Genomic DNA, 22,944 nt, shown 5'->3' on the forward strand with positions numbered 1-22,944 from the left:
AAGGGGCCTTGGCCCCTTTGTTATTACAGGCCGAGACGAGATCACTAAGATGGGTCTCGGCTTTTTTGTTTGGTCAGTTGGGTAATGCAGATTCAGGCACAGGTGCCCGGCGGTTCAAACTGAGCCGGTAAAGCAGAAAGATGGCGGCTGACCCCACCAACACCGGCAGCGCCAGCCAGATAAAGAACACCTCCGAAGAACCGGCAGCGGCAATCATCCAGGCACCGAGCATCGAACCGACGATGGAACCGAAGCGGCCGCCCGCCATCGCCCAGCTGACCCCGGTGACACGAGCCACAGTGGGGTAGATAGTGGCGGAGACCAGATTCAAGCCGTTCTGTGCGCCTGCCACACCGAAGCCGACAAGGAACACGGCGGCGGCCAGCGTGTAGACCTCCCCCATTAGATAACCGGTAGCGCCGACAACCAGCGCGGCCCCCAGATAGGACAGGGCCAGCACCGGGTAAGGCCCGACGCGATCCATCAGCAACGCCATCAGGATGGCACCGAGAGTCCCGCCCAGTGGCACCATCGCACCAATGCGTGATGCGTGGACGATATCGTAACCGGCATCTTTGAGAATGCTCGGTAGCCAACTGGTGAGCTGGTAAAACACGAACAGCGAGCAGAAGAACGCGGCCCACAGCAGCAGGGTCCGTACTGCACGGCCTTCGGTAAACAGATGGGACATTGGCAACCTGGCCTGCGCTGGGCGCTCGTCATCCAGAATAGTTACGCCCACCCAGCTTTTATCGGTGATACGCTCGACCACCTGATGCAGGCCAGCGGCATATTTCGGGCTGGAGGCCATAAAGCGCACCGATTCTGGCATCTGCCAGATCAGTAACGGCAGCAGCAATAACGGCGCTATGCCACCCAACATCAGCACGCCACGCCAGCCGAACACCGGAATAATCTGCCCGGCCAGCAAACCGCCCAGGGCCAGACCGGCGGTGAAACCGCTCCAACTCAGGGTGACCATGATCATTCGCCGACGTGCCGGAGAATACTCTGAACTGAGGGTGATGCAGGTGGGCATCGCGCCCCCCAAACCAATGCCGGTGATTAACCGCAGCAGGGTCAGCGACTCAATGGAATGGGTATAGGCCGAGGCCAAAGTCCCCGCGCCAAAGATCAGTATCGAAACCAGCAACACGCGTTTGCGGTCAATGGCATCGGCGACTGGACCGAAGATCAGACTGCCGAGCAGTAGACCGAACAACCCGGCGCCAAAGGCGGGGGATAACTGTGCCGGTAGCAGACCCCATTCTTCACGCAGGGCGGGGGCGATATAGCCAATGATGGCGGTATCAAAACCGTCCAGCAGGACGATCAAAAAACACAGGCTGAGGATGATGATCTGGTAAGGCGAGACCTTGGCGTTGTCGATAATTTCACTGATACGAGCGGTGTTTTGGCTCATGGTAGTTCCACTTAATTAGACCATTACAGATACCTTCACATTCAGAATGGGCTGGCGTTATGGGCTTTGATCGGCTCTTCGGTCATGGGATGAACAAAATGCAGTTCACTGGCGTGCAGCATCAGCCGTGGTATCTGTTCGGTGCCGGGCAGCAGAAGACCGCCATACAGGTCACAGCCCAAAATAGGGTGGCCCAATTGCTGACAGTGGATGCGCAGTTGATGAGTTCGCCCGGTTTCCGGGGTTAGCTGTACCCGCGTCAATGGCAGTGACGTTCCGTCTTCCAACTCGTGGTAAAAACGCTCAATGACCCGATAGCCGGAGCGTGCGGGCTTGCCGTGGATGGCGCAAATCGACATCAGCGGGAACAGCGCCGGATCTTTGGCAATCGCGGCGTCTATCACCCCTTCATTGTCGTTCAGATGTCCGCAGAGCAGTGCGCTGTACACTTTGGTTACGCTGCGCTGGCTGAATTGCTGGCAGAGTGCGGCATTGATAGTCTTGTTGCGGGCTATCACCATCAACCCGGAGGTGCCGAAATCCAGGCGATGGATCAGGGTACAGCCGGGGAAAACCTGTACCAGCCGATGATGCACCGAATCCAGATTTTGCGGATTTTTCCCCGACAGGCTGAGCAGCCCGCTGGGCTTGTTGATCAGCACCAGACTTTCGTCCTGATAGAGGAGCGCGATCTGGTCATGGCATGGCGGAGCAATAAAGGTATCGATAATCTTGGGCATCAGGCCAACCGGAGGGAGAGTGGATGCGGATGATAACGAATTTTAAACCGGCTGACGAATTACGACCGTTTTTTGTTTATAGCTGCCTACGGGGTGCCACAGACAGTTTGATATCAGGAGCAGATGTTTCCAACATCATTATGAATTTTATTGAAAATTCTCAATGTCATCACTCCGGAACACCATGGGCAGTTAATTTCGAAGGATGTTTTATTACATGAATAACATTGATAAATCGTCAGAATTTCCCTATTACACCGCACAAATCACCATCCGGTAGATGGCGTTGATTTTTTGCGCCCCTATCAGTATGGAAATTCAGTTTAGACTAAATCGTCATTGGTAACCCAGGCACTTTCTAGCCAGTTTGTCACCAGACGCCTCGCGGCGTCTGGTTATGAGCGTGAGAGTCCCTGCCAACCCAATCTATTGCCCGTAGTAAGCATTCTTGCCATGTTTGCGCAGGTAGTGTTTGTCCAGCAGCGCGGACTGCATGCTGCTGATGCCCGGCGTCAACTGGCGCGAGAAAATCCCCATATAGGCAATTTCTTCCAGCACCACCGCATTGTGTACCGCGCTGTGCGCGTCCTTGCCCCAGGCGAACGGGCCGTGTGAATTGACCAGCACCGCCGGAATGGCGTTTGGGCTGATACCGCGCCGGTGGAAGGTGTCGATAATCACCTTGCCGGTCTCCAGTTCGTAATCATGCGCAATCTCGTCCTCGGTCATCAGCCGGGTGCAGGGAATGGCACCGTAGAAATAATCGGCGTGGGTGGTGCCCCAGGCGGGAATGTCCAGCCCTGCCTGCGCCCAGATAGTAGCGTGGCGTGAATGAGTGTGTACGATGCCGCCGATATCGGCAAATTCACGGTACAGCGCCAGGTGGGTGGCGGTGTCCGAAGAGGGCTTTTTGCTGCCCTCTAGGGGCTGGCCATTGGTGAGGCTGACCACCACCATGTCCTCGGCCACCATGTGTTCATATTCCACGCCGGAAGGTTTGATCACCACCAGCCCGCGTTCGCGATCCACCGCGCTGACGTTGCCCCAGGTGAAGGTCACCAGATTGTGTCGCGGCAGGTCGAGGTTGGCTTCCAGTACCTGTTGTTTCAACTGCGGCAGCGTTAGCATGTCATACCCCCTTGTTGCATTTTTTGTTCGATCCAGCGGCGTGCCTGTACGATTTCGGCCACCGGCTCTTCGGCTTTCTCGGTCCACATCTCGATCAGGAAAGCGCCGCGATAGTTAAGCTGTTTCAGCGTGCGGAATAGCGCGACGAAGTCGACGCAGCCTTCGCCAAAGGGCACGTCGCGGAACTGCCCCTGCGAGCTTTCGGTGACCGGGTAGGTATCTTTCAGATGAATGGCGGCGATGCGGTCAATGCCCAGCGCCAGCTCCAGCGCCACGTCATTGCCCCAGGCGCTGAGATTGCCGACGTCCGGATAGACCGTGAACCACGGCGATGCCAGGCAGGCATCCCAGGCCTTCCACTTGCTGATTGAGTTCATAAATGCGGTATCCATGATCTCTACCGCCAGCATCACCTGGGCGGCGGCGGCGCGTTCGACTGCCCACTGCATGCCTTCGGTGAAGCGGGCCAGGGTGCTTTCGTCCTGCTGTTCGTAATAGACGTCATAACCGGCGAGCTGGATGGTGCGGATACCCACGTCTTTTGCCAGTTGGATCGCCTGTTCCATCACCTCGAAGGCGCGTTGGCGCAGCGTGTCGTCATGACTGCCGAACGGGAAACGGCGGTGGCCGGACAGGCACATCGACGGGATGTTGATGCCGGTTTCCAGCATGGCGCTGACCAGCGACAGCCGCTGTTCCTTGCTCCAGCTCAGGCGTGCCAACCGTTCATCGCTTTCATCCACCGACATTTCGACAAAATCAAAACCGCAGGCTTTGGCCAGCGCCAGACGCTCGGGCCAGGTCAGGTGTTTCGGCAGGGCTTTTTCATAAATTCCCAATGGGTGCTGACGCATATCAACTTCTCCAGATGTCATCAATGACGGTGCGGAACTGACCGGCGGCGGCCAGCGGATCGGCAGCTTCAGCTAACGCCCGGCCGACAATAAAAGCGGTGACGGCGATGTCCTTGAACAGCGGTAAATCGGTCGGGGTGATGCCACCGGTGACCGACAGCTCAATGCCCAGATCCGACAGGGCTTTCATCAGATCCAAATCCTGTCGGCCCCAGGTTTGTCCGTTGGCCTGAGCGTCGCGGCCACGGTGGTAGATCGCCTGGCGGATGCCAAGCCCGCGCCACTGCCGGGCATCATCCAGCGTCCAGCGGCCGAACAACTCAATCTGGATCTCGCCCTGGTACTGTTGAGCCACCTCCAGCGCGCTGGCCATGGTGGCTATCGGGGCGGCGCAGATCACCGTCATCCAGTTGGCGCCGTGGCTGAAGGCTTGCTGCGCCAAAGTGTTACCGGCATCGGCCACTTTCAGGTCGGCCACCAGCGTATGTTGTGGGCAGCGTTCACGCAGCGCGCTCACCGCCTGAATACCGGCGCTGATGCATAAAATGGTGCCAGCCTCGATAATGTCGACGTGCGGCTGCAGGCGTTCTGCCGTTTGCAGCGCGACGTCCAGCCGGGTGTGATCGAGTGCCAGTTGCAGACGTGGTTTATTGCTCATAGTGCCTCCTTCTGGATGAATTGCAGCGTGGCTAACAGCGTCTGATAACGGTGATATTTTTTACCGTAAGCCTCTGCTGCGGTGGTGTCCGGCAGCACCCGTTCGATGCGCGGAGCCAACGCCCGCTGGGCAGCAGTGAAATCGCTGAATGCGCCGCTGCCGACCATCGCCGCCATGGCGGCACCCAGGCAGCCGGTTTCTTCCACCTGCGGCAGTTCCACTGGCAGGCCGCTGACGTCGGCAAACATCTGCATCCAGGGGGCTGATTTGGCCGGGCCGCCGGTGACGCGCAGCGCGGTAGCCGCCGGGAAGCGTTGCCGCATGCGGTTAAGGTGGGTCATATGACAGAACACCACGCCTTCGTAGATCGCCTGTACCAAATGTTCGCGCTGGTGGAAGGCCTGCATGCCGTGAAAGCTGGCGCTCAGGCCCAGCCCGGCGTTGGAGCCGTACAGGAAGGGAACAAACAGCAGGCTGCTGTCAGCCTTCGGCAGCGTTGCCACCCAATCGTTGAGCTGGGCGTAGTCCTGCAGCCCCCATTGACGGCAGAACCACTCCAGGTTGGCGGCAGAGGTTGGGCTGGCTTCGTGCACAATGTATTTGCCGGCTTCGGCGTGGCGACCATAAACAAACGGGTGGTCGAAACCTTCGATTATTTTGTCGGTAATGCCGCTGGTAACCGACCAGGTCCCCATCACTGCGTTGAGCTGTGTCTCGTCGTGTAACCCGGCGCACAGTGCGGTGGACACCACATCGAACAGCCCGCCGACCACTGGCGTACCCGCCAATAGCCCGGTTGCCTTTGCCGCGGCGGTGTTGATCCGTCCGGCGATTTCGGCCGAACCCACAATCGGCGGCAGGGCGGGCATGATGTCGCCGATGCCCAGCAGCTGCGCCAGCGCCGGGTCATAGCGACCGTCTGCCATTTGGTAAAGATTGGATTCGGAGATATTGGTTTCTTCACAGGCCAACTCGCCGGTCAGACAGTAGCGCAGATAATCGTGGGCCATCAGCACGCTGCCTATCTGGCGGTAGCGTTCCGGCTGATGTTGCCGGACCCAGCGCAGCAGTGACACCGGGTGGCCGGTCCACAACGTTTGCCGGGTCTGCGGATACAGCGCCTGCGGCATGCCCTGTTTTTGCCATTCCTGCACCAGCGTCAGTGCGCGTTGATCGGAAGACAGCATGGCGTTGCCCAGTGGCTGCCCTCGCCCGTCCAACAGAAACGCGCCTTTGCCCTGCGCCGAGATGCCGACGGCCTGAATATCACTGACAGCAATGTTGTTGCGGGCCAGCAACTCGCGGATCACCTCGGCAGCGGTGTGCCATAGCGCAGGCATATCTCGCTCTGCCCAACCCGGTTGGGGCGAGATAATTTCCAGGTTGCGGCGAGCGATGCCCAGTTCCGCACCCTGGCGGTCATACAGCCCGGCCTTGATAAAGGTGCCGCCGCAGTCCAGACCCAGCCAATAGTCCATTATCCGGCCCTCGCGCTTTGGTCACATTTGTTCGGCAACATCAACGCCAGCAGGGCGCCTTCCACCAGGAATAGCATGCGCCAGTTCCAGACGGTGATGATCCAGCCGGACAACGGAGCGGTGAGAATACCGGCGATCGGCACGAACTTAGGGATCGCCTGGTTTTGAGTGACAGAAACAGAGGCCGTATTCATATATACACCTGTAGAGTCAGATTTTATTGTTTTGGTTTATTTTGAGCACAGAGGTACCCGTACCGGCCCGCAGACCGGTATTTCCTGTCATTATTCTGTTGCCGTGGATCAGGCGCTAAATAATTCCAGCGGTATTTTCACCACCACTTTACGAATAGCGCTGGGCTGTTGATTAATACAGGCCGGGCGATGAACGTCCTGCGGGAAAAATACCGCAAAATTACCGGGCTGCATGGTTAACCAGGATTCATCCGCGACGTCCTGATAAAAAATAATGTCGCGCTGCGCCAGTAATTCCTGGTGGATCGGGTTATCGCCACGATCCGCCGCCACGCCGATCAATTCGCTGCCGCTGACCAGAAACTGCACGTCGACATTTTTCCGGTGTACTTCGGGCCGCAGGTCGCTCGGCTGTTGGGTATGCAGATCCAGTACCTGTACCACGTAACCGGTGGCGGGATCCTGATAACGTCCGGCGGGCAGGGCACTAAAATCTGTGCCTTGCAAATAGGCGATGGCGCTAGCCACCGGTGCCGGGTAGTGCTCCGGCGAGGTATTGGCGATATGGCCGAAGATCATGGTTTCTCTCCTGTTACAGCGCCTGAATGCGCGCCCAGATGCGCTCATCCACCGGGATGCCGTCACGCATGTTTTCTGCATGAATGTGCGGGAATTTATGGCCCGGCAGGCGGATAACCACCTCCGGGTTATCGCGTTCGGCGCTGGTGATGTAGTCCATGATGCGCTGCAGTTTGGCATCGCGAGTGGCACCGTCGATCAGGCGTTCGATCTCAATGGCGATAAACACCTGCGATACGCCGTACTCGTCGCTGTTGTCCTCGGTGATTTCCGCTACTGAAGATCCGCCGGAAAGCAGGGTGGCGATCATATCCAGCACTACCGACAGCGCCGATCCTTTCCAGTAACCCATTGGCAGAATGCGACGGTTCTCTTCAATAGTGGCCGGATCGCGCGTCAGCTGCCCGTCGTTGTCGAAACCACCGTCCACCGGCAGGGTTTTACCCGCCAGCCGGTTCAGTTCCAGCGCGCCATAGGAAAACATCGACATCGACATATCCACCATGGTGATAGGGTTGCCCGGTACCGCAACAATCAGCGGGTTGGTGCCGATACGGCACTCTTTGCCCCCCCAGGGTGGCATCACTGCTGCCGAGTTGGTCCAGCAAATACCGATATAGCCTCTTTCCGCCGCCTGCCAGCCATAGCCGCCGCCGCGCATCCAGTGGTTGGCGTTACGCAGTGCCACCAGTCCGATACCGTGGTCGTCGGCTAACTGCATGGCGCGATCCATCATCTTGCGGGCGGTGAGGTTGCCTATGCCCTGATGGGCGTCCCACTGCTCGATGGCACCCAGCGATAGCAGTTTGCTGGGTTCGGCATCCGGCAGGATATCGCCGGCATCCAACTGCTGAATAAAACGCGGGAAACGGTTAACGCCGTGGGAGTAAACGCCGTTGGCGGAGGTGTCGGCGAACATTCCGGCACAGTCATCGGCAGTGCCTTCTGCCACGCCCCGCGCCAGGAGCACGCGTTTGAATTGCTGTTTCAGATCGGTGTAACTCACTCTCATGCTGATTCTCCGCCACGGCGTTTTTGTTTGTTTTGTCTTCTTTAAATTTCATTATGCGAAATCACATTTCAAATAAATGCTATACCGGTGGTTAAATGAAGTCAAAGCAGGGAGGGGGAAATTTATTTATATAAAACAGTGTGTTAAATTAAATTGGTGAATTTGTGATCGACGACACATTTTGGGGTATTGACGTGCTTCAAACATGGCAAAGCAGAGCGGAACGGGCCCGCTCTGCGAACATCATTTTTCTCCGTTATCCGCGAGTATTCAGCACCATGCGGTATAACGAGCTGGTGGCGGTAATGTACAACTCATTGCCGTCCGGCCCGCCGAAGGTGCAGTTAGAGACGCGTTCCGGCACTTCAATCTTACCGAGCTGTTTTCCCTGGCTGTCGAAGATCAGTACCCCGTCGGCACAGCTGCAAAAAATGTTACCTATCCCATCAACACAAAAGCCGTCCGGGAAGCCGGGTGCCACGCCGGTGAAACGCCTTCCGGCGTCCAGTTCACGCCCATTGACCTGATACACCCGCAATTCACTGCGCCCTAGGGTCGGGAAATCGACGATCGACATGTCCGCCACGTATAACCGTGATTCATCCGGTGAAAACGCCAGGCCGTTAGGCCGCTGCAGGTCACTGGCGGCAATGTTCAGCGAGCCGTCGCGCGGATCAAAACAGTAGAGATAGCAGCCGATGATCTGACTTTCCGATTTGTAACCCTCTTCATCCCCGGTGATGCCATAGGGGGGGTCGGTAAACCAGAGGGTGCCGTCGGAGCGAACCACCAGGTCATTGGGGGAGTTGAACCGCTTGCCGTCTACCCGATCGACCAGCATTTGCACTTCGCCGTTGCTTTCGGTGCGGCTGATACCGCGCCGCCCGTGTTCGCAACTGATCACCCGTCCTTCGGCGTCGCGCGCATTGCCGTTGGCGTAGTGTGACGGGGTGCGCCACAGGCTTAGTTCCCCCCGTCGCGACCAGCGGAACATGCGGTTGCCCTTCACGTCGCTGAACACTACCGCATCCTGCTGTGGCAGCCACACCGGCCCTTCGGCCCAAATGGCCGGTGAGCACAGGCGTTCAAGCGGGAGACATGTCATCAGTGGGTTCATGCTGCCTCCGCTTACTTCACACCCCAAATGGTTTTGTAGTGGCCCTGATAATCATTCTGTGGGTCATACAGGTTGCTGCTGCCACCGTCGGCAGTGATATTGTCGCGGGTCACCAGGTGCGCCGGAGTGACATAGCCGGAAGGCGGCTGTTTGGCGAAGGCGCGGTTGAACTCATCCAGCAGTTGCCAGCCGTGTAGTTTAAGCGGTTCCGGTACCGTAGCCGACTGACTACCGCCGGAGCGGATGCGCTGGTTGGCAGAAATAGAGCCGTCGCCGGCCGAGATGTTGTAGGGCGCATTGTTGCCGCCTTTGCCGGCAGTTTTCAGCGCCGGGGCCATAAAATCAAAATACAGATCGTTAATGGCCAGTGCGTACTGGAACTGGTCGCCGTATTTTTGCAACAGGCTAAAGGTCATGGCTGGCATGCGGTTGGCGGTGTCCGCCAGCGGGGTGTCGATGAACTCGACCACCTTGCAGCCGCTGCATTTACCGATTTCCTCTTTCATCACGTTGGCCTTGTCGAGCGCGATTTGGTACAGCGAATCGGTAAAGATCAACACGCTGGCCTTGCCGCCGGACTGTACCACCGCATACTGAGCGGCGATGCGTGCCACTTCATTGGAGTCGGAGGTGACATTGTAAAATACGTTGTACCTGGCGATTGGCCCCGGCTCAGGCACTGCATGCCAGGCGGTCAGCACAATGCCTTGCTGAATGGCTTTTTTCAGCGGGATCTTGGCCACGTTTGGGTTCCAGCCGCCGATCACGATACCGTCCGGTTTCTGGGCAATCGCCTGGTTCAGTGAAGCCAGCTGATCTTTCACCGAGCCGCCGCCGTCCAGGGTTTCCAATTTCCATCCTGCCGCTTTCGCCGCTTCACTCAGCCCTTCCTGCACTCCCTGCACGCCGCCGTTTTTCATGTCCGAAGCGATAAAGATGATTTTCTTGTTGGCCTGTAACTTTGGCCCGCTGGTGGGGCCATCCCACTGGGTCACGATGGCGGTGGCCTTGGCGACCGCCGCCGTGGCCTGGTCGAGGTAGGCATCGGCCCAGGCGGATGAGGCGGTGCTGGCCAGCAGCAGGGTCGTGGACAATATCCAAAGACGTTTCATTCGGTGAACTCCTGGTTAAGGATTGATCGCTTTATGGTTATTTTTATCAGCCGAAGTGGCTGGGCTGCTTTGAACCGCTTTTTGATTAAGTAACCGACGGCGTTGGGCGTAGCCTGCCAGGGTGATTGACAGCAACAGCGTCGCACCGTTAAACAGCGGTTCGACCCAGAACTCGCCGCCGAACTGCTGGATACCGGCGATGCCGATAGCCAGAATGGCGATGCCGACCACGGTGCCCCAGACGTTAACCCGACCGGGACGAATGGTGGTACTGCCGAGGAAGGCGCCGACCAGCGCGGGCAATAGATAGTCCATGCCAACGCTGGCCTGGCCCACCCCCTGCTCGGCGGCGATCAGCACCCCGCTAAAGCCGGTCAGCACGCTGGAGGCGATAAAGGCACCGATGGTAAAGCGATTGACCGAAATACCGTTCAGCCGCGCCGCCGCCGGGTTTCCGCCAACGGCGTACATGCAACGGCCAAGTGGAGTGTGTTCGGTGATCAACCACAGCACCACTGCGGCGATCAACACGTAGAGCGCCACGATCGGGATCCCGCCGATCTCGGTGTGGTGCAGGGCGGTAAAGGCATCCGGCAGATCGCCGACGATCTGTCGTCCGCCGGAGTGCCACAGCGCAATGGCATACAGCGCGGTGCCGGATCCGAGGGTGGCGACGAAACTGTCGATATCCGCCAGCGCCACCAAAATACCGTTCAACAGGCCATACAGCGCGGAGAATGCCAGCACTACCAGCACCGCCATCTGCCACGAAAAGCCGTATTCCACCTGTAAGGTAATGGCCAGGATATGCCACAGCACGATGCCGAAGCCGACGTTAAGGTCAATTTTGCCGACGATCATCGGGATGGTCGCCGCCAGTGCCAACAGGGCGATCTTGGCTTTGCTGGAGAGGATAGCCTGCAGCGTCAGCATTGAGGCAAACGTGGGGGATATCAGTGAAAACAGGATCACCAGCGCAAAGCACAACAGCAACAGGCCGTAGCGGGTAAGTAGCTGCATCAGCCACGGGCCGGTGCCGTCCTGCGACAGGCTGACTCTTTGTTCAAGAGCCGTTGATTTAACAGATGTTTTAGACATGACCCACCTCAGATTCTAACCTTGTCTCGAGAATTTCCCCGGCGCTGGCAGAGGCCAGTTCCAATAAATTGGCGAATGACACCTGCTGATTTTTCAGCTCGCCGACGACTTTTCCCCGGTTAAACACCAGTGCGCGATTGCAGATATGGGCGATCTCCTCAAAGTCGTTGGAGATAACCAATACCGCCACGCCTTCCTCCAGGGATTTATTTAACAGATGGTAGATTTCCGCTCGCGCACCGACGTCTACGCCGGCGGTGGGATCTTCCAGGATCAGCAGTGGGGCGCCTAAATGCATCCAGCGTGCCATTACTACCTTTTGCTGGTTACCGCCGGACAGGGCGCTGATATCGATATTGACGTCCTTGGGGCGTACGTCGAACAACTGCACTTTCCACCAACTGGCACCGATCTCGGCTCGGCGGCTGTAGCGTGACAGTAGTTTGTGGCCGCTGGCCACAGGGTTGATAAACAGGTTTTCACGCACGCTCATCGACATCACCAGGCTTTCGCCGGTGCGGTCGCCCGCCACCAGGGAGACGCCGCAGGCCATGGCTTGCTGTGGGCTGCCGGCGGTGTAAGGCTGGTCGCGAAAGCGGATTTGGCCTTCATCAGCGTGACGCAGGCCAAACAGCAACCGGCCAATCTCTTCCTGTCCGGCACCGCGCAGACCGGCTAGCGCCAGCATTTCCCCAGGCTGCAAAGTGAAGCTGACCGGACCGATATCACCGACCACCACGTTACTGAGCTGCAGCACGGGTGGCCGATGTTCGGGCAGAGGTTCACGCTGGTCGTCCGCCATAGCTTCACCGACGATCATCTGCACCAGATCGCGCAGCGAATAGTCGGCGGTATTGCCACCCGCCACATAACGGCCGTCGCGCATAACGCACACCCGATCGGCAATTTCGATCACTTCATCGAGCCGGTGGGTGACGTAAATCATGCCGACCTTTTTGGCACGTAGCCGGTTAATCACCGCAAACAGGTGGCGCACATCGTTGGCTGGCAGCGAGGCGGTGGGTTCATCCAGCACCAGCAGTTCAGCATTCACCGCGACTGCTCGGGCTATCGCCAGTAGCGATTTTTCGGTACGCGACAGTTCGAAGACTCTGGCGTCGGGATCCAACTCGATGCCGACATCCTGCAGTGCCTGAACGGCGCGGCGGTGGTTGGCGCGCCAGTCGATCAGGCCGAAACGACGCGGGAAACCCATCACCAGCGCCATATTTTCCGCCACCGTCATCCACTCGATCAGCCCGAGATCCTGATGAATAAAAGCAATAGGCTGGCGGCTGTCACTTTTTATCGCCGCGGCGGAGGCTATGCTGGCCCCTTGAAACTGAATATCGCCGCCGTCGCGCGGGTAAACCCCGGCCAGTACTTTGATCAGCGTCGATTTGCCCGCGCCATTTTCACCCAGCAAGGCCAGGACTTCGCCCGGCATCACCTGCAGGCTGACGTCATTCACTGCGACATTGCCGCCAAAGCGTTTGACGATATGGCTGAGGGTGAGAATGGGTTGTTCCGCATTTTCTGGTGTCATGTGATGCGCCCCTGGTCTCTGCATCCGCGAACGGCGTGATGCTTTATGGTGGTTAAATCGCCTTTATATTTCAATATATGAAATTCAATTTCAAAAATAATATGCCGATTGCCGATCTAAAGCAAAGCCGGAGGAGTTTTAATTATCCTTTTAAAACAATTTGTTATTTACCTCTTTGCAGAATTGTGACGCACAACTCACTTCGGAAGTTAGCGGAGTGTTGCGGGTTTTTAACCCGCTGACGACAATGAAACGGCGTTCCGTCTTCACCTGATGCGGGCCTTGGGGTAACATTCCCGGCAAAGGGCCCGTTTACCACGCCGTGGCGTTGGCTGGCGGCTCGACACTGGAGAAATTGCGCTATGAGCCTGAAAGCTGTCGACGAGAAAGATGACAAGAAAGACAAACCCTTGGGTAGCCAAAGCCTGTTCCGCGGTTTGCAACTGATTGAGATCCTGAGCAACTTCCCTAACGGCTGCCCACTGGCGCACCTGTCTGAGTTGGCCGGCATGAACAAAAGTACCGTCCATCGCCTGCTGCAAGGGCTACATACGAGCGGCTATGTCACTCAGGCACCGTCGCCCGGCAGCTATCGCCTGACCACCAAGTTTATTTCTATCGGTCAGAAGGCGCTTTCTTCGCTGAATATTATCCATGTCGCTGCACCGCACCTGGAACGGCTCAATCTGGAAGTGGGGGAGACGGTCAACTTCTCCAGCCGCGAAGATGACCATGTCATTTTGATCTACAAGCTGGAACCGACCACCGGCATGATGCGTACCCGTGCCTATATCGGCCAGCATATGCCGCTGTACTGCTCGGCGATGGGCAAGATTTTTATGGCCTACGGCAACAGCGAATACCCCGATCGTTACTGGCAAACCCATCAGCATGAAATTCAGACCTTGACGCGTAATACCATCACTGAGTTGCCAAAGATGTATGAGGAGCTGGCCGATATTCGCAAGCAGGGCATGGCGATGGATCGCGAAGAGAATGAGCTGGGGGTGTCCTGCGTGGCGGCGCCGGTATTTGATATTCAACAACGGGTGCCCTATGCGGTGTCGGTCTCATTGCCGACTGCGAAACTGCAACAGATTGGTGTCAAGGCCCTGATTAAGCCGGTGCTGGCGACCGCACAGCGTATTTCTCAGGAGCTGGGATTTGTTATTCCCGCCTGATTATTAGCATTGCTGATAGTTGATTAGAAATATCAATTTCACCTAATAATTTTTTCCTCCTATGATGCGCGTATTGCCCGATACGCGCCGCTTAACGGCGCTTTTTTCTCTGTGAGGAATACCATGTTAGCTGTCTTTTTGCAGGGCTTCGCTCTGAGCGCCGCGATGATCTTGCCGCTTGGCCCACAAAACGTTTTTGTCATGAATCAGGGGATTCGCCGACAGTATCATCTGATGGTTGCGTCGCTGTGTGCGCTGAGCGATATCGTGCTGATCTGCGGCGGGATTTTCGGTGGTAGCGCCTTACTGAGCCGCTCGCCTCTGCTGCTGGCGCTGGTCACCTGGGGTGGGGTAGCTTTTTTGCTGTGGTATGGCTGGGGGGCGTTTCGTACCGCATTTAGCAGGCAACTGGCACTGGCGACGGCGGAGGAGCTGAAACAAAGCCGCTGGCGGCTGGTGGTGACCATGCTGGCGGTGACCTGGTTGAATCCGCATGTCTATCTCGACACCTTTGTGGTACTGGGAAGTTTGGGGGGCCAACTGACGCCGGACGTACGTTCCTGGTTTGCGCTGGGGGCGGTCAGCGCTTCCGTCGTTTGGTTCTTCGCCCTGGCGCTGTTGGCCTCTTGGCTGGCACCGTGGCTGAAAACCCAAATGGCGCAGCGTATCATTAATACATTGGTTGGGGGGGTGATGTGGGGTATCGCCTTGCAGTTGGCCTGGCAAGGGGCAAGTTTATAAGAATTTGTCACTAATCCGAATTCAAAACCCCGTGCGATATGCTAGCTTTGATGCCAAGGAACTGGCCTTTCAGGCTGGTAATCAGTTAAAGCCTGTCATCAAGGAGACACCGTGAAGCTTAAAGCATTGGCTATGGCCGCAATGATTGGATTAGGGACGTTACCTCTGGCGCTGCAGGCGGCAGAAGTGCCGGAAGGGCCGCACGTAGTGACCTCGGGTACCTCCAGCGTTGACGCGACACCCGATATTGCCACTCTGGCGATAGAGGTCAGCGTTTCATCCAAAGACGCCGCCCAGGCGAAGAAGCAGGTTGATGAGCGCGTCGCGCAATATTTTGATTTCCTGCAGAAAAACAATATTGAGAAGAAAGACATCAGCGCCGCCAACCTGCGTACTCAACCGGAATATGATTACCTGAAAACCGGTGAGTCGGTGTTGAAAGGTTACCGTGCCGTTCGTCAGGTACAGGTTACATTGCGCCAGTTGGACAAGTTGAACGAGCTGCTGGACGGGGCGTTGAAATCCGGTCTCAATGAGATCCGTTCCGTTGAGCTGGGCGTGGCAAAACCGGACGTCTACCGTGAGCAGGCGCGCCAGAAGGCCATCGAGAACGCGACTCAGCAAGCCGCTTCTCTGGCGAAAGGATTTAACGCCAAGCTGGGGCCGGTATACAGCATTCGTTACCATGTCGCCAACTACCAGCCGATGCCGGTAGCGCGCATGTATAAATCGGCGGGTGCGGCAGCAGAAAGTGATGCGGCGCAAACCTACGAACAGCAAAGCATTCACTTTGACGATCAGGTGGATGTAGTATTTGAGTTGCAGCGCAACGCCGCTCAGTAATATACCCGTCATACTTGAAGCTGCATCTGTGTTGGCTGCAGGCAGTCACCCCAGTTACTTACTTGAGTAAGCTCCTGGGGATTCCTGCCTTGGCCGCCTTGATGCAACTCCAATTATTTAGGGTATAAGATTGGTCTTTCAGACTACTGATCAAGCCCGTTATTAGGGAGAGCGTGCCGATGGGGTCGTAGCAGCTTTAGCTGCCGGAGTGCCCCTCGGTGCGCTAGGCCCGGGTATCTCGGGCTTAAAAACAACCTGAACAGCAACCTTTTCTATTTAATCCTGGCGCAGAACCTGGCGGCCATGCTCCAGCAGGGCATCTGTCACTTTACGCATCATGCGGCTCTCCGGCGCGAAGCGGTGCCAGAACAGCATGCGGCGCTGGAACAGGCCCGGCGTCAGATCGATCAGTTCACCCGAAGCCAACTCTTTCTCAATCTGCAGATGCGGGATCATACAGCAGGTGGTGCCCTGGCGTGCCAACTGCACGAAGGCTTCCGACGAGTTCACAATATGGCAGGGCACGCTGCCCGGCGACAGATCAAAGTTCTGCTGTAGGAAAGCCTGGTGCATGTCGTCGAGATGATCGAACGCCACTGCCGGCGCTTTGAGCAGCGCGGAGCGTGTAACCCCGTTAGGGAAATAGCGCTCGGCAAAACCCTTCGAGGCGACGAACAAATAATCCAGCGCGCCCAGTTGATCCACCAGGCAGCTTGGCAGCGGCTGCGGCTGGATACTCACCGCGCCCACCACTTCACCACGGCGCAGGCGTTCCTGAGTGCGTGTTTCGTCTTCTACCTGCAAGTTCAGGCGGATAGGGGAGTCGGTCAGTACCGGTTTCAATGCCGGTAGCAGCCAGGTCGCCAGGCTGTCGGCGTTAACCGCCAGCGACAGCAGCAACGGCGTATCAATGCCGGTATCGTTACCCAGCCACTCTTCTTCCAGTAATTCCACCTGGTGCAGCAGCGCCAGCAGTTTTTGGCCCTGCTCGGTCGGACGTGGCGGCACGGTACGCACCAACAGCGGTTGGCCAAACAGGTTTTCCAACTGCTTGATGCGCTGGGATACTGCCGATTGTGTGATGCAAAGTTTTTGCGCGGCGCGCTCAAAGCCACGCTCACGGATCACCGCGTCCAGCGCTTGCAGCGTTCGATAGTCTGGGCGTTTCATCGGAAAGATATCCCTTAAAGTAAATTGATACAGGCACTATGCCACATCTCTGGTGTATTACAGGTAGAAAATCACCGGGTCATCTTGTCGCACCGCGCCTAAAAATGCGGCCTGGCGTGAAGAAGTGTGATCCTGCCTGAGTGAAAAATAGCGATTTACCCTATAATACGCACACGTTTTCGTACAGAGGCAATGGACATATTATGACGCAGGATGAACTGAAAAAAGCGGTTGGCTGGGCAGCACTGGATTACGTTACCCCAGGCACCATCGTTGGGGTCGGCACTGGCTCGACCGCCGCCCATTTTATTGACGCGCTCGGCTCGATCAAGCACCAGATCGAAGGGGCGGTGTCCAGCTCTGACGCCTCCACCGCCAAGCTGAAAAGCCTTGGTATCCACGTTTTCGACAGCAATGAAGTGGATTCACTGGATATTTATGTCGACGGCGCGGATGAAATCAACCGTCATATGCAGATGATCAAAGGCGGTGGCGCTGCACTGACGCGTGAAAAAATCATTGCTGCTATCGCGCGCAAATTTATCTGTATTGTTGATTCCAGCAAACAGGTTGAAGTATTGGGTAAATTCCCGCTGCCGGTAGAAGTGATCCCGATGGCTCGCTCTTACGTAGCGCGTGAGCTGGTGAAGCTGGGCGGGCTGCCGGAGTATCGTCAGAATGTCCTGACCGATAACGGCAACGTGATCCTCGATGTGCATAACCTGAACATCATGGACGCCATCGCGCTGGAAAACAAAATCAACGGCATCGCCGGTGTGGTGACCGTGGGTCTGTTCGCTAATCGGGGGGCCGATGTCGCGCTGGTGGGTACGCCTGGCGGCGTGAAGGTTGTCGAATAATGTAGTACCCCAGCAGGTATGCGGTCTTGGATCCCACCGGGCCGCATAATTCACTGGTTAAAATATCTTTTATTAAAAGCGCCAAATTTGGTGACATATGTCACATTGCGAGCGATAGCTCCACGAAGCTTCTGCCTATTTCTTTCCCTATGGCATTTTCTGCCAGAAACCGCCAACAACGCTGAGCCTTGTACTGACGGGCGGGCAATCGTTTGTATTGCCGCCTGCGTTATTTTTGTTATGTTGGATGCGTGCTGTTTCACAACAGCCGCTTCTGAAGTCTGAACATAGGGTCGGGTAAATGGCAAAAGTATCATTGGAGAAAGACAGGATTAAATTCCTGTTGGTGGAAGGGGTTCATCAGAGCACGGTAGATAATCTGCTGGCTGCCGGATATACCAACATTGAATATCACAAAGGTGCGTTAGACACCGAATCGCTTAAGGCATCGATCCGCGATGCTCACTTCGTCGGTATCCGATCGCGCACGCATCTGACCGAAGAAGTTTTCGCTGCCGCAGAGAAGCTGGTGGCGGTAGGTTGTTTCTGTATCGGTACTAACCAGGTTGATCTGAAGGCGGCGACCAAACGCGGCGTTCCGGTGTTTAACGCACCTTTCTCTAATACCCGATCCGTGGCAGAAATGGTGCTGGGCGAACTGCTGCTGATGTTGCGCGGCATTCCGTCCGCCAACGCCAAAGCGCACCGTGGCGAATGGCAGAAACTGGCCGTCGGCTCGTTTGAAGCGCGCGGTAAGAAGCTGGGGATTATTGGCTACGGCCATATCGGCACCCAGTTGGGGATCCTGGCTGAAGGTCTGGGTATGAAAGTGTTCTTCTACGATATCGAGAACAAGCTGCCGTTGGGCAATGCCCAACAGGTGCGCCACCTGTCCGATCTGCTCAATATGAGCGACGTAGTGACGCTGCACGTACCGGAAACCCTGTCGACCAAGAATATGATGGGCGCAGAAGAGCTGGCGTTGATGAAGCCAGGTTCGATTCTGATCAACGCCTCGCGCGGTACCGTGGTGGATATTCCTGAACTGTGCAAAGTATTGGCCAGCAAGCATTTGGCCGGTGCGGCGATCGATGTCTTCCCGGAAGAACCGGCTACCAACAGCGAGCCGTTCAACTCACCGTTGTGCGAGTTCGACAACGTGATCCTGACCCCGCACATTGGTGGTTCTACTCAGGAAGCACAGGAAAATATCGGTGATGAAGTGGCCGGCAAGCTGGCGAAATACTCCGACAACGGTTCGACCCTGTCGGCGGTAAACTTCCCGGAGGTATCACTGCCCGCGCATGGCCCTAACGCCAGCCGACTGCTGCACATCCATGAAAACCGCCCTGGCGTACTGACGCAGATTAACCAGATCTTTGCTGAAGAAGGGGTGAACATCGCCGCGCAGTACCTGCAAACTGGTCCGGAAATCGGCTATGTGGTTATCGATATCGAAGCGGAAACCGAACGTGCCGATGCTGCACTGCAACGGATGAAGGCGATTGATGGCACTATCCGTGCTCGCCTGCTGCTCTGATTGAAAACGCGGTGACAAAAAAGGCCGGATTTATCCGGCCTCAGACTGATGACAAACCTCATTCCTGCCCAGAGCGAGTAGAGGCTGATAAATAAAAATCAGGAAAATCAATTGATTGATTTTCGGCTGTTCACCACAAAGCAGGAAAAACCACGCTTTTTCCTGCTTTGTCAGCAACCTAAGGCCGGATTTATCCGGCCTTTTGCTATTCGGCTATCCGCCATGTCCAATTTTTCGTTGGGGTAACGATTTCCGGCAGCGGGATATCCCAATGTTCCACCGGCAGTTGTTCCACCTGCTGGCAGTCATGCGCCAACCCGATCGGGTAGGGGCCGGCATTTTGCCAGTTTTGCAGGGTGCGATCGTAAAAACCGCCGCCCATCCCCAAACGCTGGCCCGAGCTGTCAAACGCCACCAGCGGCGTCAGCACCACGTCGAGTGACCCGACCGGCAGGACGTTGCGCACATCGAGCTGTGGCTCAAGGATATTGAAACGGTTGTTAACCAGCGGCGTTTCCGGGGTGTAACGCAGGAACAGCAGGTTACTGGGGCTAAACGGGTGTAACACCGGCAGGTAGACTTGCTTGGCCTGTTGCCATAACCGTTCAATCAGCGGACGGGTATCCAACTCGCCGTCAAACGACAAAAATACTGCAATGCTGTGTGCCGCCTGGATGCGTGGATGCGCAGCGATGCGTTCGGCAGTTTGCAGGGCAAAGTTATTTTGTTGTTCAGAGGTTAGGGCGCGTCGACGCTGACGAATTTGGTTACGGATATTTTGCCGCTGCTGGGCATACTGGGCTTGAAAAAACATAGTCAGCACACTTACCGCTGAGGAAGGGGGAATCTCCGAGATGCCGTCGCAGGCTGTAACCCTTGAACCCATGGTTCAAGGTGAACGTGCTGTCGCAATCTTAAGGCTTCTCGGCGGGCCGAGCATGCACACCGATCGCGGATCATCACATTCTGTTGGTACTAAATATCGGCTCAGGGGACTGGCCCGCTGGCGAACATCTCAGAGAAATTTTTTACTCATTGCCAAAATCTTGGATATCAGCAACTTAAGTTATTCGAATTGTGCATCCTGACGTTCAGAGATGCGACCCTGTTCAAGCAATGCCTGTTCAATGGTCTGTTGTAGCATGCGAATGCGTTGTTCCATATTGGACGCATAATCACGGGTTTTCAACCGTTCTTGAGCAAGTTCGTGACAAACATTCAATGCCGCGATGAAAACGAGCTGCTCAGTATTTGTGACTCTAGTGCGAACTTTAAGATCTTGCAACCGTTCGTTAAGATCGACCGCTGCCATGTTCAACGCATCTTGTTGTTCTGGCGGGCAATTGACTCTTAAAGAGCGACCAAAAATTTGAATATCTACTGGTTGTGCAGACATGCCACCTTCCTGCCTAAATTTCGCGCCAGCCTCAATCAACCCCTACCGGGTCGTCTAAAGCGGGCGCCACTATATATACCTCGGTACCAAGATACAACCCCTTTTTCAGTACCTGGTTGTAATCTACTGCGACAGACATTACCAGTCAAAAAAGGGTTTCAAAATGCGTATTTAGCTTCATTTTGTTCCCTGCCGGCAGTGTGTGAGATCTGACACATCACGATTATAACTAGCCACTGAGGTGTCGTGCTTATCTGGTACAGCGACGGACCTTGGTGGTAGCATAACACGAACTTATCCTGCCAACGATGACGAATACGCATGTCTATACAGAATACATTTCCAAGTTACCAATCTTTGACCCTTGCCCTCAACCAGCAAGCGGTGGCGTTGACCGCAGCAGAAATGCACGGCCTGATCAGCGGCCTGCTGTGCGGTGGCAGCCGCGACGCCGGCTGGCAGTCGCTGGTGTACGATCTGACTAACGAAGGCGTGGCCTTCCCGCAGGCATTGAGCCAACCTCTCCAGCAACTTCATGAAATCACACGTGAAACGCTGGAAGACGACGATTTCATGTTCCAGCTGATGATGCCGGAAGGCGAGACGGTCAGCGTATTCGATCGCGCCGACGCGTTGAGCGGTTGGGTGAACCATTTCCTGCTCGGGCTCGGCATGATGCAGCCGAAACTGGCTCAGGTGAAAGACGAGGTGGGTGAGGCGATCGACGATCTGCGCAACATAGCCCAACTCGGTTATGAAGAAGACGAAGACCAGGAAGAGCTTGATCACTCTCTGGAGGAAGTGGTGGAGTATGTGCGGATGGCGGCCATTTTGTGCCACACCGAATTTACCCGCCGCAAGCCGACGGCACCGGAAAATGCCAAACCGACCTTGCACTAAATACCCGATTTCACGACATTAAGGCCGTGAGCACAGGCAGATTGATTTCAGGAGAAGGTGATGACTCAGCAGGAATTCAACAGCCGCCGTCAGGCGCTGTTGGCGAAAATGGCTCCGGCCAGTGCGGCGATTATTTTCTCTGCGCCGGAAGCAACGCGCAGTGCCGATACTGAATATCCTTACCGCCAGAACAGCGATTTCTGGTACCTGACCGGCTTCAATGAGCCGGAAGCGGTGCTGATTCTGGTGAAGAGTGACGAGACGCATAACCACAGCGTGCTGTTCAATCGGGTACGCGATCTGGCGGCTGAAACCTGGTTTGGTCGCCGTCTGGGCCAGGATGCCGCTCCGGCGAAGCTGGGGATAGACCGCGCTCTGCCGTTCAATGAAATCAACGATCAATTGCCCCTGTTGCTCAATGGCCTGGACGTGGTTTACCACGCACAGGGCCAGTACGCCTATGCCGATAAAATTCTGTTCGACGCGCTGGACAAGCTACGCAAAGGCTTCCGTCAGAACCTTCAGGCACCGGCGACTCTGACCGACTGGCGTCCGTGGCTGCATGAAATGCGCCTGTTCAAGTCGTCCGAAGAGATGGTCATCATGCGCCGTGCCGGTGAAATCAGTGCATTGGCCCATACCCGCGCGATGGAAAAATGCCGTCCCGGGATGTTCGAATATCAGCTTGAGGCGGAAATTCATCATGAGTTTACTCGCCTTGGTGCGCGTTCCCCGTCCTACAACACCATTGTCGGTGGTGGGGATAACGCCTGCATCCTGCATTACACCGAGAACGAAAGCGAATTGCGCGATGGCGATCTGGTGTTGATCGACGCAGGCTGTGAGTTTAAAGGCTATGCCGGTGATATCACACGAACCTTCCCGGTCAACGGCAAATTCAGCCGACCGCAGCGCGCGGTGTATGACATCGTGCTGGCGTCACTGACGCGGGCGCTGGAGATGTTCAAGCCGGGTATCAGCATCCGTGTAGTGAATGATGAAGTCGTGCGCATTATGATCACCGGGATGGTAGAGCTGGGTATCCTGAAAGGTGAAGTAGAACAGTTGATTGCCGAACAGGCCCATCGTCCGTTCTATATGCACGGCCTTGGTCATTGGTTGGGGCTGGATGTACACGATGTCGGCCATTACGGCACGCCGGATCGCGACCGTACGCTGGAGCCGGGCATGGTGCTGACCGTTGAACCGGGGCTGTACATTGCGCCGGATGCCGACGTGCCGGAGCAATATCGCGGTATGGGCATTCGTATTGAAGACGACATCCTGATCACCGCGACTGGCATTGAGAACCTGACGGCCAGCGTAGTGAAAGATGCTGATGCCATCGAAGCACTGATGGCGGCGGCAAGGTAA

General features: G+C 56.3%; 22 protein-coding genes, 1 other RNA gene and 1 pseudogene. 7 read left to right on the top strand and 17 right to left on the bottom strand.

The annotated features are described in order from the left end of the window. Nucleotides 1–73: 73 nt before the first annotated feature. The 13 genes and pseudogenes from ACUTSU_RS14515 to ACUTSU_RS14575 form a co-directional block, all read right to left on the bottom strand. Nucleotides 74–1,423 carry an MFS transporter gene (locus tag ACUTSU_RS14515; RefSeq protein WP_445654319.1) on the bottom strand — a complete coding sequence of 450 codons (1,350 nt, stop codon included), beginning with the start codon at nucleotides 1,421–1,423 and terminating at the stop codon, nucleotides 74–76. A gap of 41 nt (nucleotides 1,424–1,464) precedes the next feature. Beyond that, complete coding sequence (locus tag ACUTSU_RS14520; protein WP_445652008.1) at nucleotides 1,465–2,163, bottom strand: RluA family pseudouridine synthase; 699 nt, start codon at nucleotides 2,161–2,163, stop codon at nucleotides 1,465–1,467. Between the two features lie 426 nt (nucleotides 2,164–2,589). Beyond that, nucleotides 2,590–3,291 carry an L-ribulose-5-phosphate 4-epimerase gene (gene araD / locus ACUTSU_RS14525; RefSeq protein ID WP_445652007.1) on the bottom strand — a complete coding sequence of 234 codons (702 nt, stop codon included), beginning with the start codon at nucleotides 3,289–3,291 and terminating at the stop codon, nucleotides 2,590–2,592. Next, on the bottom strand, nucleotides 3,285–4,145 hold the full coding sequence (locus ACUTSU_RS14530; protein ID WP_445652006.1) for an L-ribulose-5-phosphate 3-epimerase: 861 nt from the start codon (nucleotides 4,143–4,145) through the stop codon (nucleotides 3,285–3,287). The genes araD and ACUTSU_RS14530 overlap by 7 nt, the downstream gene beginning before the upstream one ends. Before the next feature lies 1 nt (nucleotide 4,146). After that, the gene (gene ulaD / locus ACUTSU_RS14535) at nucleotides 4,147–4,803 is read right to left on the bottom strand and encodes a 3-keto-L-gulonate-6-phosphate decarboxylase UlaD (protein ID WP_445654320.1); all 657 of its coding nucleotides are present in this window, start codon (nucleotides 4,801–4,803) and stop codon (nucleotides 4,147–4,149) included. Then, the gene (locus ACUTSU_RS14540; protein ID WP_445654321.1) at nucleotides 4,800–6,281 is read right to left on the bottom strand and encodes an FGGY-family carbohydrate kinase; all 1,482 of its coding nucleotides are present in this window, start codon (nucleotides 6,279–6,281) and stop codon (nucleotides 4,800–4,802) included. Before ACUTSU_RS14540 ends, ulaD begins: the two co-directional genes overlap by 4 nt. 35 nt (nucleotides 6,282–6,316) lie before the next feature. Next, a pseudogene (locus ACUTSU_RS14545) lies at nucleotides 6,317–6,445 on the bottom strand (MFS transporter); the annotation flags it as partial. Nucleotides 6,446–6,583: 138 nt separating this feature from the next. Continuing rightward, nucleotides 6,584–7,054, bottom strand: coding sequence for a YhcH/YjgK/YiaL family protein (locus ACUTSU_RS14550; protein ID WP_445652003.1), 471 nt, complete (start codon nucleotides 7,052–7,054; stop codon nucleotides 6,584–6,586). A 13-nt stretch (nucleotides 7,055–7,067) separates the two neighbouring features. Next, nucleotides 7,068–8,066, bottom strand: coding sequence for a 3-dehydro-L-gulonate 2-dehydrogenase (yiaK, locus tag ACUTSU_RS14555; RefSeq protein WP_445654322.1), 999 nt, complete (start codon nucleotides 8,064–8,066; stop codon nucleotides 7,068–7,070). A 256-nt stretch (nucleotides 8,067–8,322) separates the two neighbouring features. Further along, complete coding sequence (locus ACUTSU_RS14560; RefSeq protein ID WP_445652001.1) at nucleotides 8,323–9,183, bottom strand: SMP-30/gluconolactonase/LRE family protein; 861 nt, start codon at nucleotides 9,181–9,183, stop codon at nucleotides 8,323–8,325. An 11-nt stretch (nucleotides 9,184–9,194) separates the two neighbouring features. Beyond that, nucleotides 9,195–10,295: an ABC transporter substrate-binding protein gene (locus tag ACUTSU_RS14565; protein WP_445652000.1), complete on the bottom strand. Its 1,101-nt coding sequence runs from the start codon at nucleotides 10,293–10,295 to the stop codon at nucleotides 9,195–9,197. A gap of 15 nt (nucleotides 10,296–10,310) precedes the next feature. Then, nucleotides 10,311–11,393, bottom strand: coding sequence for an ABC transporter permease (locus ACUTSU_RS14570; RefSeq protein ID WP_445654323.1), 1,083 nt, complete (start codon nucleotides 11,391–11,393; stop codon nucleotides 10,311–10,313). Beyond that, nucleotides 11,386–12,939: a sugar ABC transporter ATP-binding protein gene (locus ACUTSU_RS14575; RefSeq protein WP_445654324.1), complete on the bottom strand. Its 1,554-nt coding sequence runs from the start codon at nucleotides 12,937–12,939 to the stop codon at nucleotides 11,386–11,388. Before ACUTSU_RS14575 ends, ACUTSU_RS14570 begins: the two co-directional genes overlap by 8 nt. Nucleotides 12,940–13,301: 362 nt before the next feature. Between ACUTSU_RS14575 and ACUTSU_RS14580 the strand changes: the two genes are divergently transcribed. From ACUTSU_RS14580 to ACUTSU_RS14590, 3 genes are all read left to right on the top strand, one after another. Continuing rightward, nucleotides 13,302–14,120, top strand: coding sequence for an IclR family transcriptional regulator (locus ACUTSU_RS14580; protein WP_445651997.1), 819 nt, complete (start codon nucleotides 13,302–13,304; stop codon nucleotides 14,118–14,120). Nucleotides 14,121–14,243: 123 nt separating this feature from the next. Further along, the gene (gene argO, locus ACUTSU_RS14585) at nucleotides 14,244–14,861 is read left to right on the top strand and encodes an arginine exporter ArgO (RefSeq protein ID WP_445651996.1); all 618 of its coding nucleotides are present in this window, start codon (nucleotides 14,244–14,246) and stop codon (nucleotides 14,859–14,861) included. Between the two features lie 111 nt (nucleotides 14,862–14,972). Continuing rightward, entirely contained in the window at nucleotides 14,973–15,704 is a 732-nt protein-coding gene (locus ACUTSU_RS14590; RefSeq protein ID WP_012146628.1) for an oxidative stress defense protein, read from the top strand. A gap of 276 nt (nucleotides 15,705–15,980) precedes the next feature. Here the strand turns inward: ACUTSU_RS14590 and ACUTSU_RS14595 are convergent, their stop codons facing one another. Further along, nucleotides 15,981–16,874, bottom strand: coding sequence for a LysR family transcriptional regulator ArgP (locus ACUTSU_RS14595; RefSeq protein ID WP_012146627.1), 894 nt, complete (start codon nucleotides 16,872–16,874; stop codon nucleotides 15,981–15,983). A 203-nt stretch (nucleotides 16,875–17,077) separates the two neighbouring features. On the opposite strand from ACUTSU_RS14595, the gene rpiA reads away from it, so the two are divergent. Together rpiA and serA are read left to right on the top strand one after the other, a co-directional pair. Next, entirely contained in the window at nucleotides 17,078–17,734 is a 657-nt protein-coding gene (gene rpiA / locus ACUTSU_RS14600; RefSeq protein ID WP_445651995.1) for a ribose-5-phosphate isomerase RpiA, read from the top strand. A gap of 301 nt (nucleotides 17,735–18,035) precedes the next feature. Next, complete coding sequence (gene serA / locus ACUTSU_RS14605; RefSeq protein WP_153859193.1) at nucleotides 18,036–19,274, top strand: phosphoglycerate dehydrogenase; 1,239 nt, start codon at nucleotides 18,036–18,038, stop codon at nucleotides 19,272–19,274. Between the two features lie 205 nt (nucleotides 19,275–19,479). Here the strand turns inward: serA and ACUTSU_RS14610 are convergent, their stop codons facing one another. From ACUTSU_RS14610 to zapA, 3 genes are all read right to left on the bottom strand, one after another. Further along, nucleotides 19,480–20,088: a 5-formyltetrahydrofolate cyclo-ligase gene (locus tag ACUTSU_RS14610; RefSeq protein WP_445651994.1), complete on the bottom strand. Its 609-nt coding sequence runs from the start codon at nucleotides 20,086–20,088 to the stop codon at nucleotides 19,480–19,482. Between the two features lie 28 nt (nucleotides 20,089–20,116). Beyond that, nucleotides 20,117–20,299: non-coding RNA, 6S RNA (gene ssrS / locus ACUTSU_RS14615), on the bottom strand. 41 nt (nucleotides 20,300–20,340) lie between these two features. Continuing rightward, complete coding sequence (gene zapA / locus ACUTSU_RS14620; protein WP_012146623.1) at nucleotides 20,341–20,670, bottom strand: cell division protein ZapA; 330 nt, start codon at nucleotides 20,668–20,670, stop codon at nucleotides 20,341–20,343. A 321-nt stretch (nucleotides 20,671–20,991) separates the two neighbouring features. Between zapA and ACUTSU_RS14625 the strand changes: the two genes are divergently transcribed. After that, complete coding sequence (locus tag ACUTSU_RS14625; RefSeq protein ID WP_445651993.1) at nucleotides 20,992–21,570, top strand: YecA/YgfB family protein; 579 nt, start codon at nucleotides 20,992–20,994, stop codon at nucleotides 21,568–21,570. A gap of 60 nt (nucleotides 21,571–21,630) precedes the next feature. Beyond that, complete coding sequence (pepP, locus tag ACUTSU_RS14630) at nucleotides 21,631–22,944, top strand: Xaa-Pro aminopeptidase (protein WP_445651992.1); 1,314 nt, start codon at nucleotides 21,631–21,633, stop codon at nucleotides 22,942–22,944.

The organism is Serratia sp. NA_13, assembly GCF_052691735.1.

Excerpts from the sequence above, each read along its gene's own strand:
- ACUTSU_RS14515 (WP_445654319.1), bottom strand. The coding sequence starts at position 1,423 with ATGAGCCAAAACACCGCTCGTATCAGTGAAATTATCGACAACGCCAAG.
- ACUTSU_RS14520 (WP_445652008.1), bottom strand. The coding sequence starts at position 2,163 with ATGCCCAAGATTATCGATACCTTTATTGCTCCGCCATGCCATGACCAG.
- araD (WP_445652007.1), bottom strand. The coding sequence starts at position 3,291 with ATGCTAACGCTGCCGCAGTTGAAACAACAGGTACTGGAAGCCAACCTC.
- ACUTSU_RS14530 (WP_445652006.1), bottom strand. The coding sequence starts at position 4,145 with ATGCGTCAGCACCCATTGGGAATTTATGAAAAAGCCCTGCCGAAACAC.
- ulaD (WP_445654320.1), bottom strand. The coding sequence starts at position 4,803 with ATGAGCAATAAACCACGTCTGCAACTGGCACTCGATCACACCCGGCTG.
- ACUTSU_RS14540 (WP_445654321.1), bottom strand. The coding sequence starts at position 6,281 with ATGGACTATTGGCTGGGTCTGGACTGCGGCGGCACCTTTATCAAGGCC.
- ACUTSU_RS14550 (WP_445652003.1), bottom strand. The coding sequence starts at position 7,054 with ATGATCTTCGGCCATATCGCCAATACCTCGCCGGAGCACTACCCGGCA.
- yiaK (WP_445654322.1), bottom strand. The coding sequence starts at position 8,066 with ATGAGAGTGAGTTACACCGATCTGAAACAGCAATTCAAACGCGTGCTC.
- ACUTSU_RS14560 (WP_445652001.1), bottom strand. The coding sequence starts at position 9,183 with ATGAACCCACTGATGACATGTCTCCCGCTTGAACGCCTGTGCTCACCG.
- ACUTSU_RS14565 (WP_445652000.1), bottom strand. The coding sequence starts at position 10,295 with ATGAAACGTCTTTGGATATTGTCCACGACCCTGCTGCTGGCCAGCACC.
- ACUTSU_RS14570 (WP_445654323.1), bottom strand. The coding sequence starts at position 11,393 with ATGTCTAAAACATCTGTTAAATCAACGGCTCTTGAACAAAGAGTCAGC.
- ACUTSU_RS14575 (WP_445654324.1), bottom strand. The coding sequence starts at position 12,939 with ATGACACCAGAAAATGCGGAACAACCCATTCTCACCCTCAGCCATATC.
- ACUTSU_RS14580 (WP_445651997.1), top strand. The coding sequence starts at position 13,302 with ATGAGCCTGAAAGCTGTCGACGAGAAAGATGACAAGAAAGACAAACCC.
- argO (WP_445651996.1), top strand. The coding sequence starts at position 14,244 with ATGTTAGCTGTCTTTTTGCAGGGCTTCGCTCTGAGCGCCGCGATGATC.
- ACUTSU_RS14595 (WP_012146627.1), bottom strand. The coding sequence starts at position 16,874 with ATGAAACGCCCAGACTATCGAACGCTGCAAGCGCTGGACGCGGTGATC.
- rpiA (WP_445651995.1), top strand. The coding sequence starts at position 17,078 with ATGACGCAGGATGAACTGAAAAAAGCGGTTGGCTGGGCAGCACTGGAT.
- serA (WP_153859193.1), top strand. The coding sequence starts at position 18,036 with ATGGCAAAAGTATCATTGGAGAAAGACAGGATTAAATTCCTGTTGGTG.
- ACUTSU_RS14610 (WP_445651994.1), bottom strand. The coding sequence starts at position 20,088 with ATGTTTTTTCAAGCCCAGTATGCCCAGCAGCGGCAAAATATCCGTAAC.
- zapA (WP_012146623.1), bottom strand. The coding sequence starts at position 20,670 with ATGTCTGCACAACCAGTAGATATTCAAATTTTTGGTCGCTCTTTAAGA.
- ACUTSU_RS14625 (WP_445651993.1), top strand. The coding sequence starts at position 20,992 with ATGTCTATACAGAATACATTTCCAAGTTACCAATCTTTGACCCTTGCC.
- pepP (WP_445651992.1), top strand. The coding sequence starts at position 21,631 with ATGACTCAGCAGGAATTCAACAGCCGCCGTCAGGCGCTGTTGGCGAAA.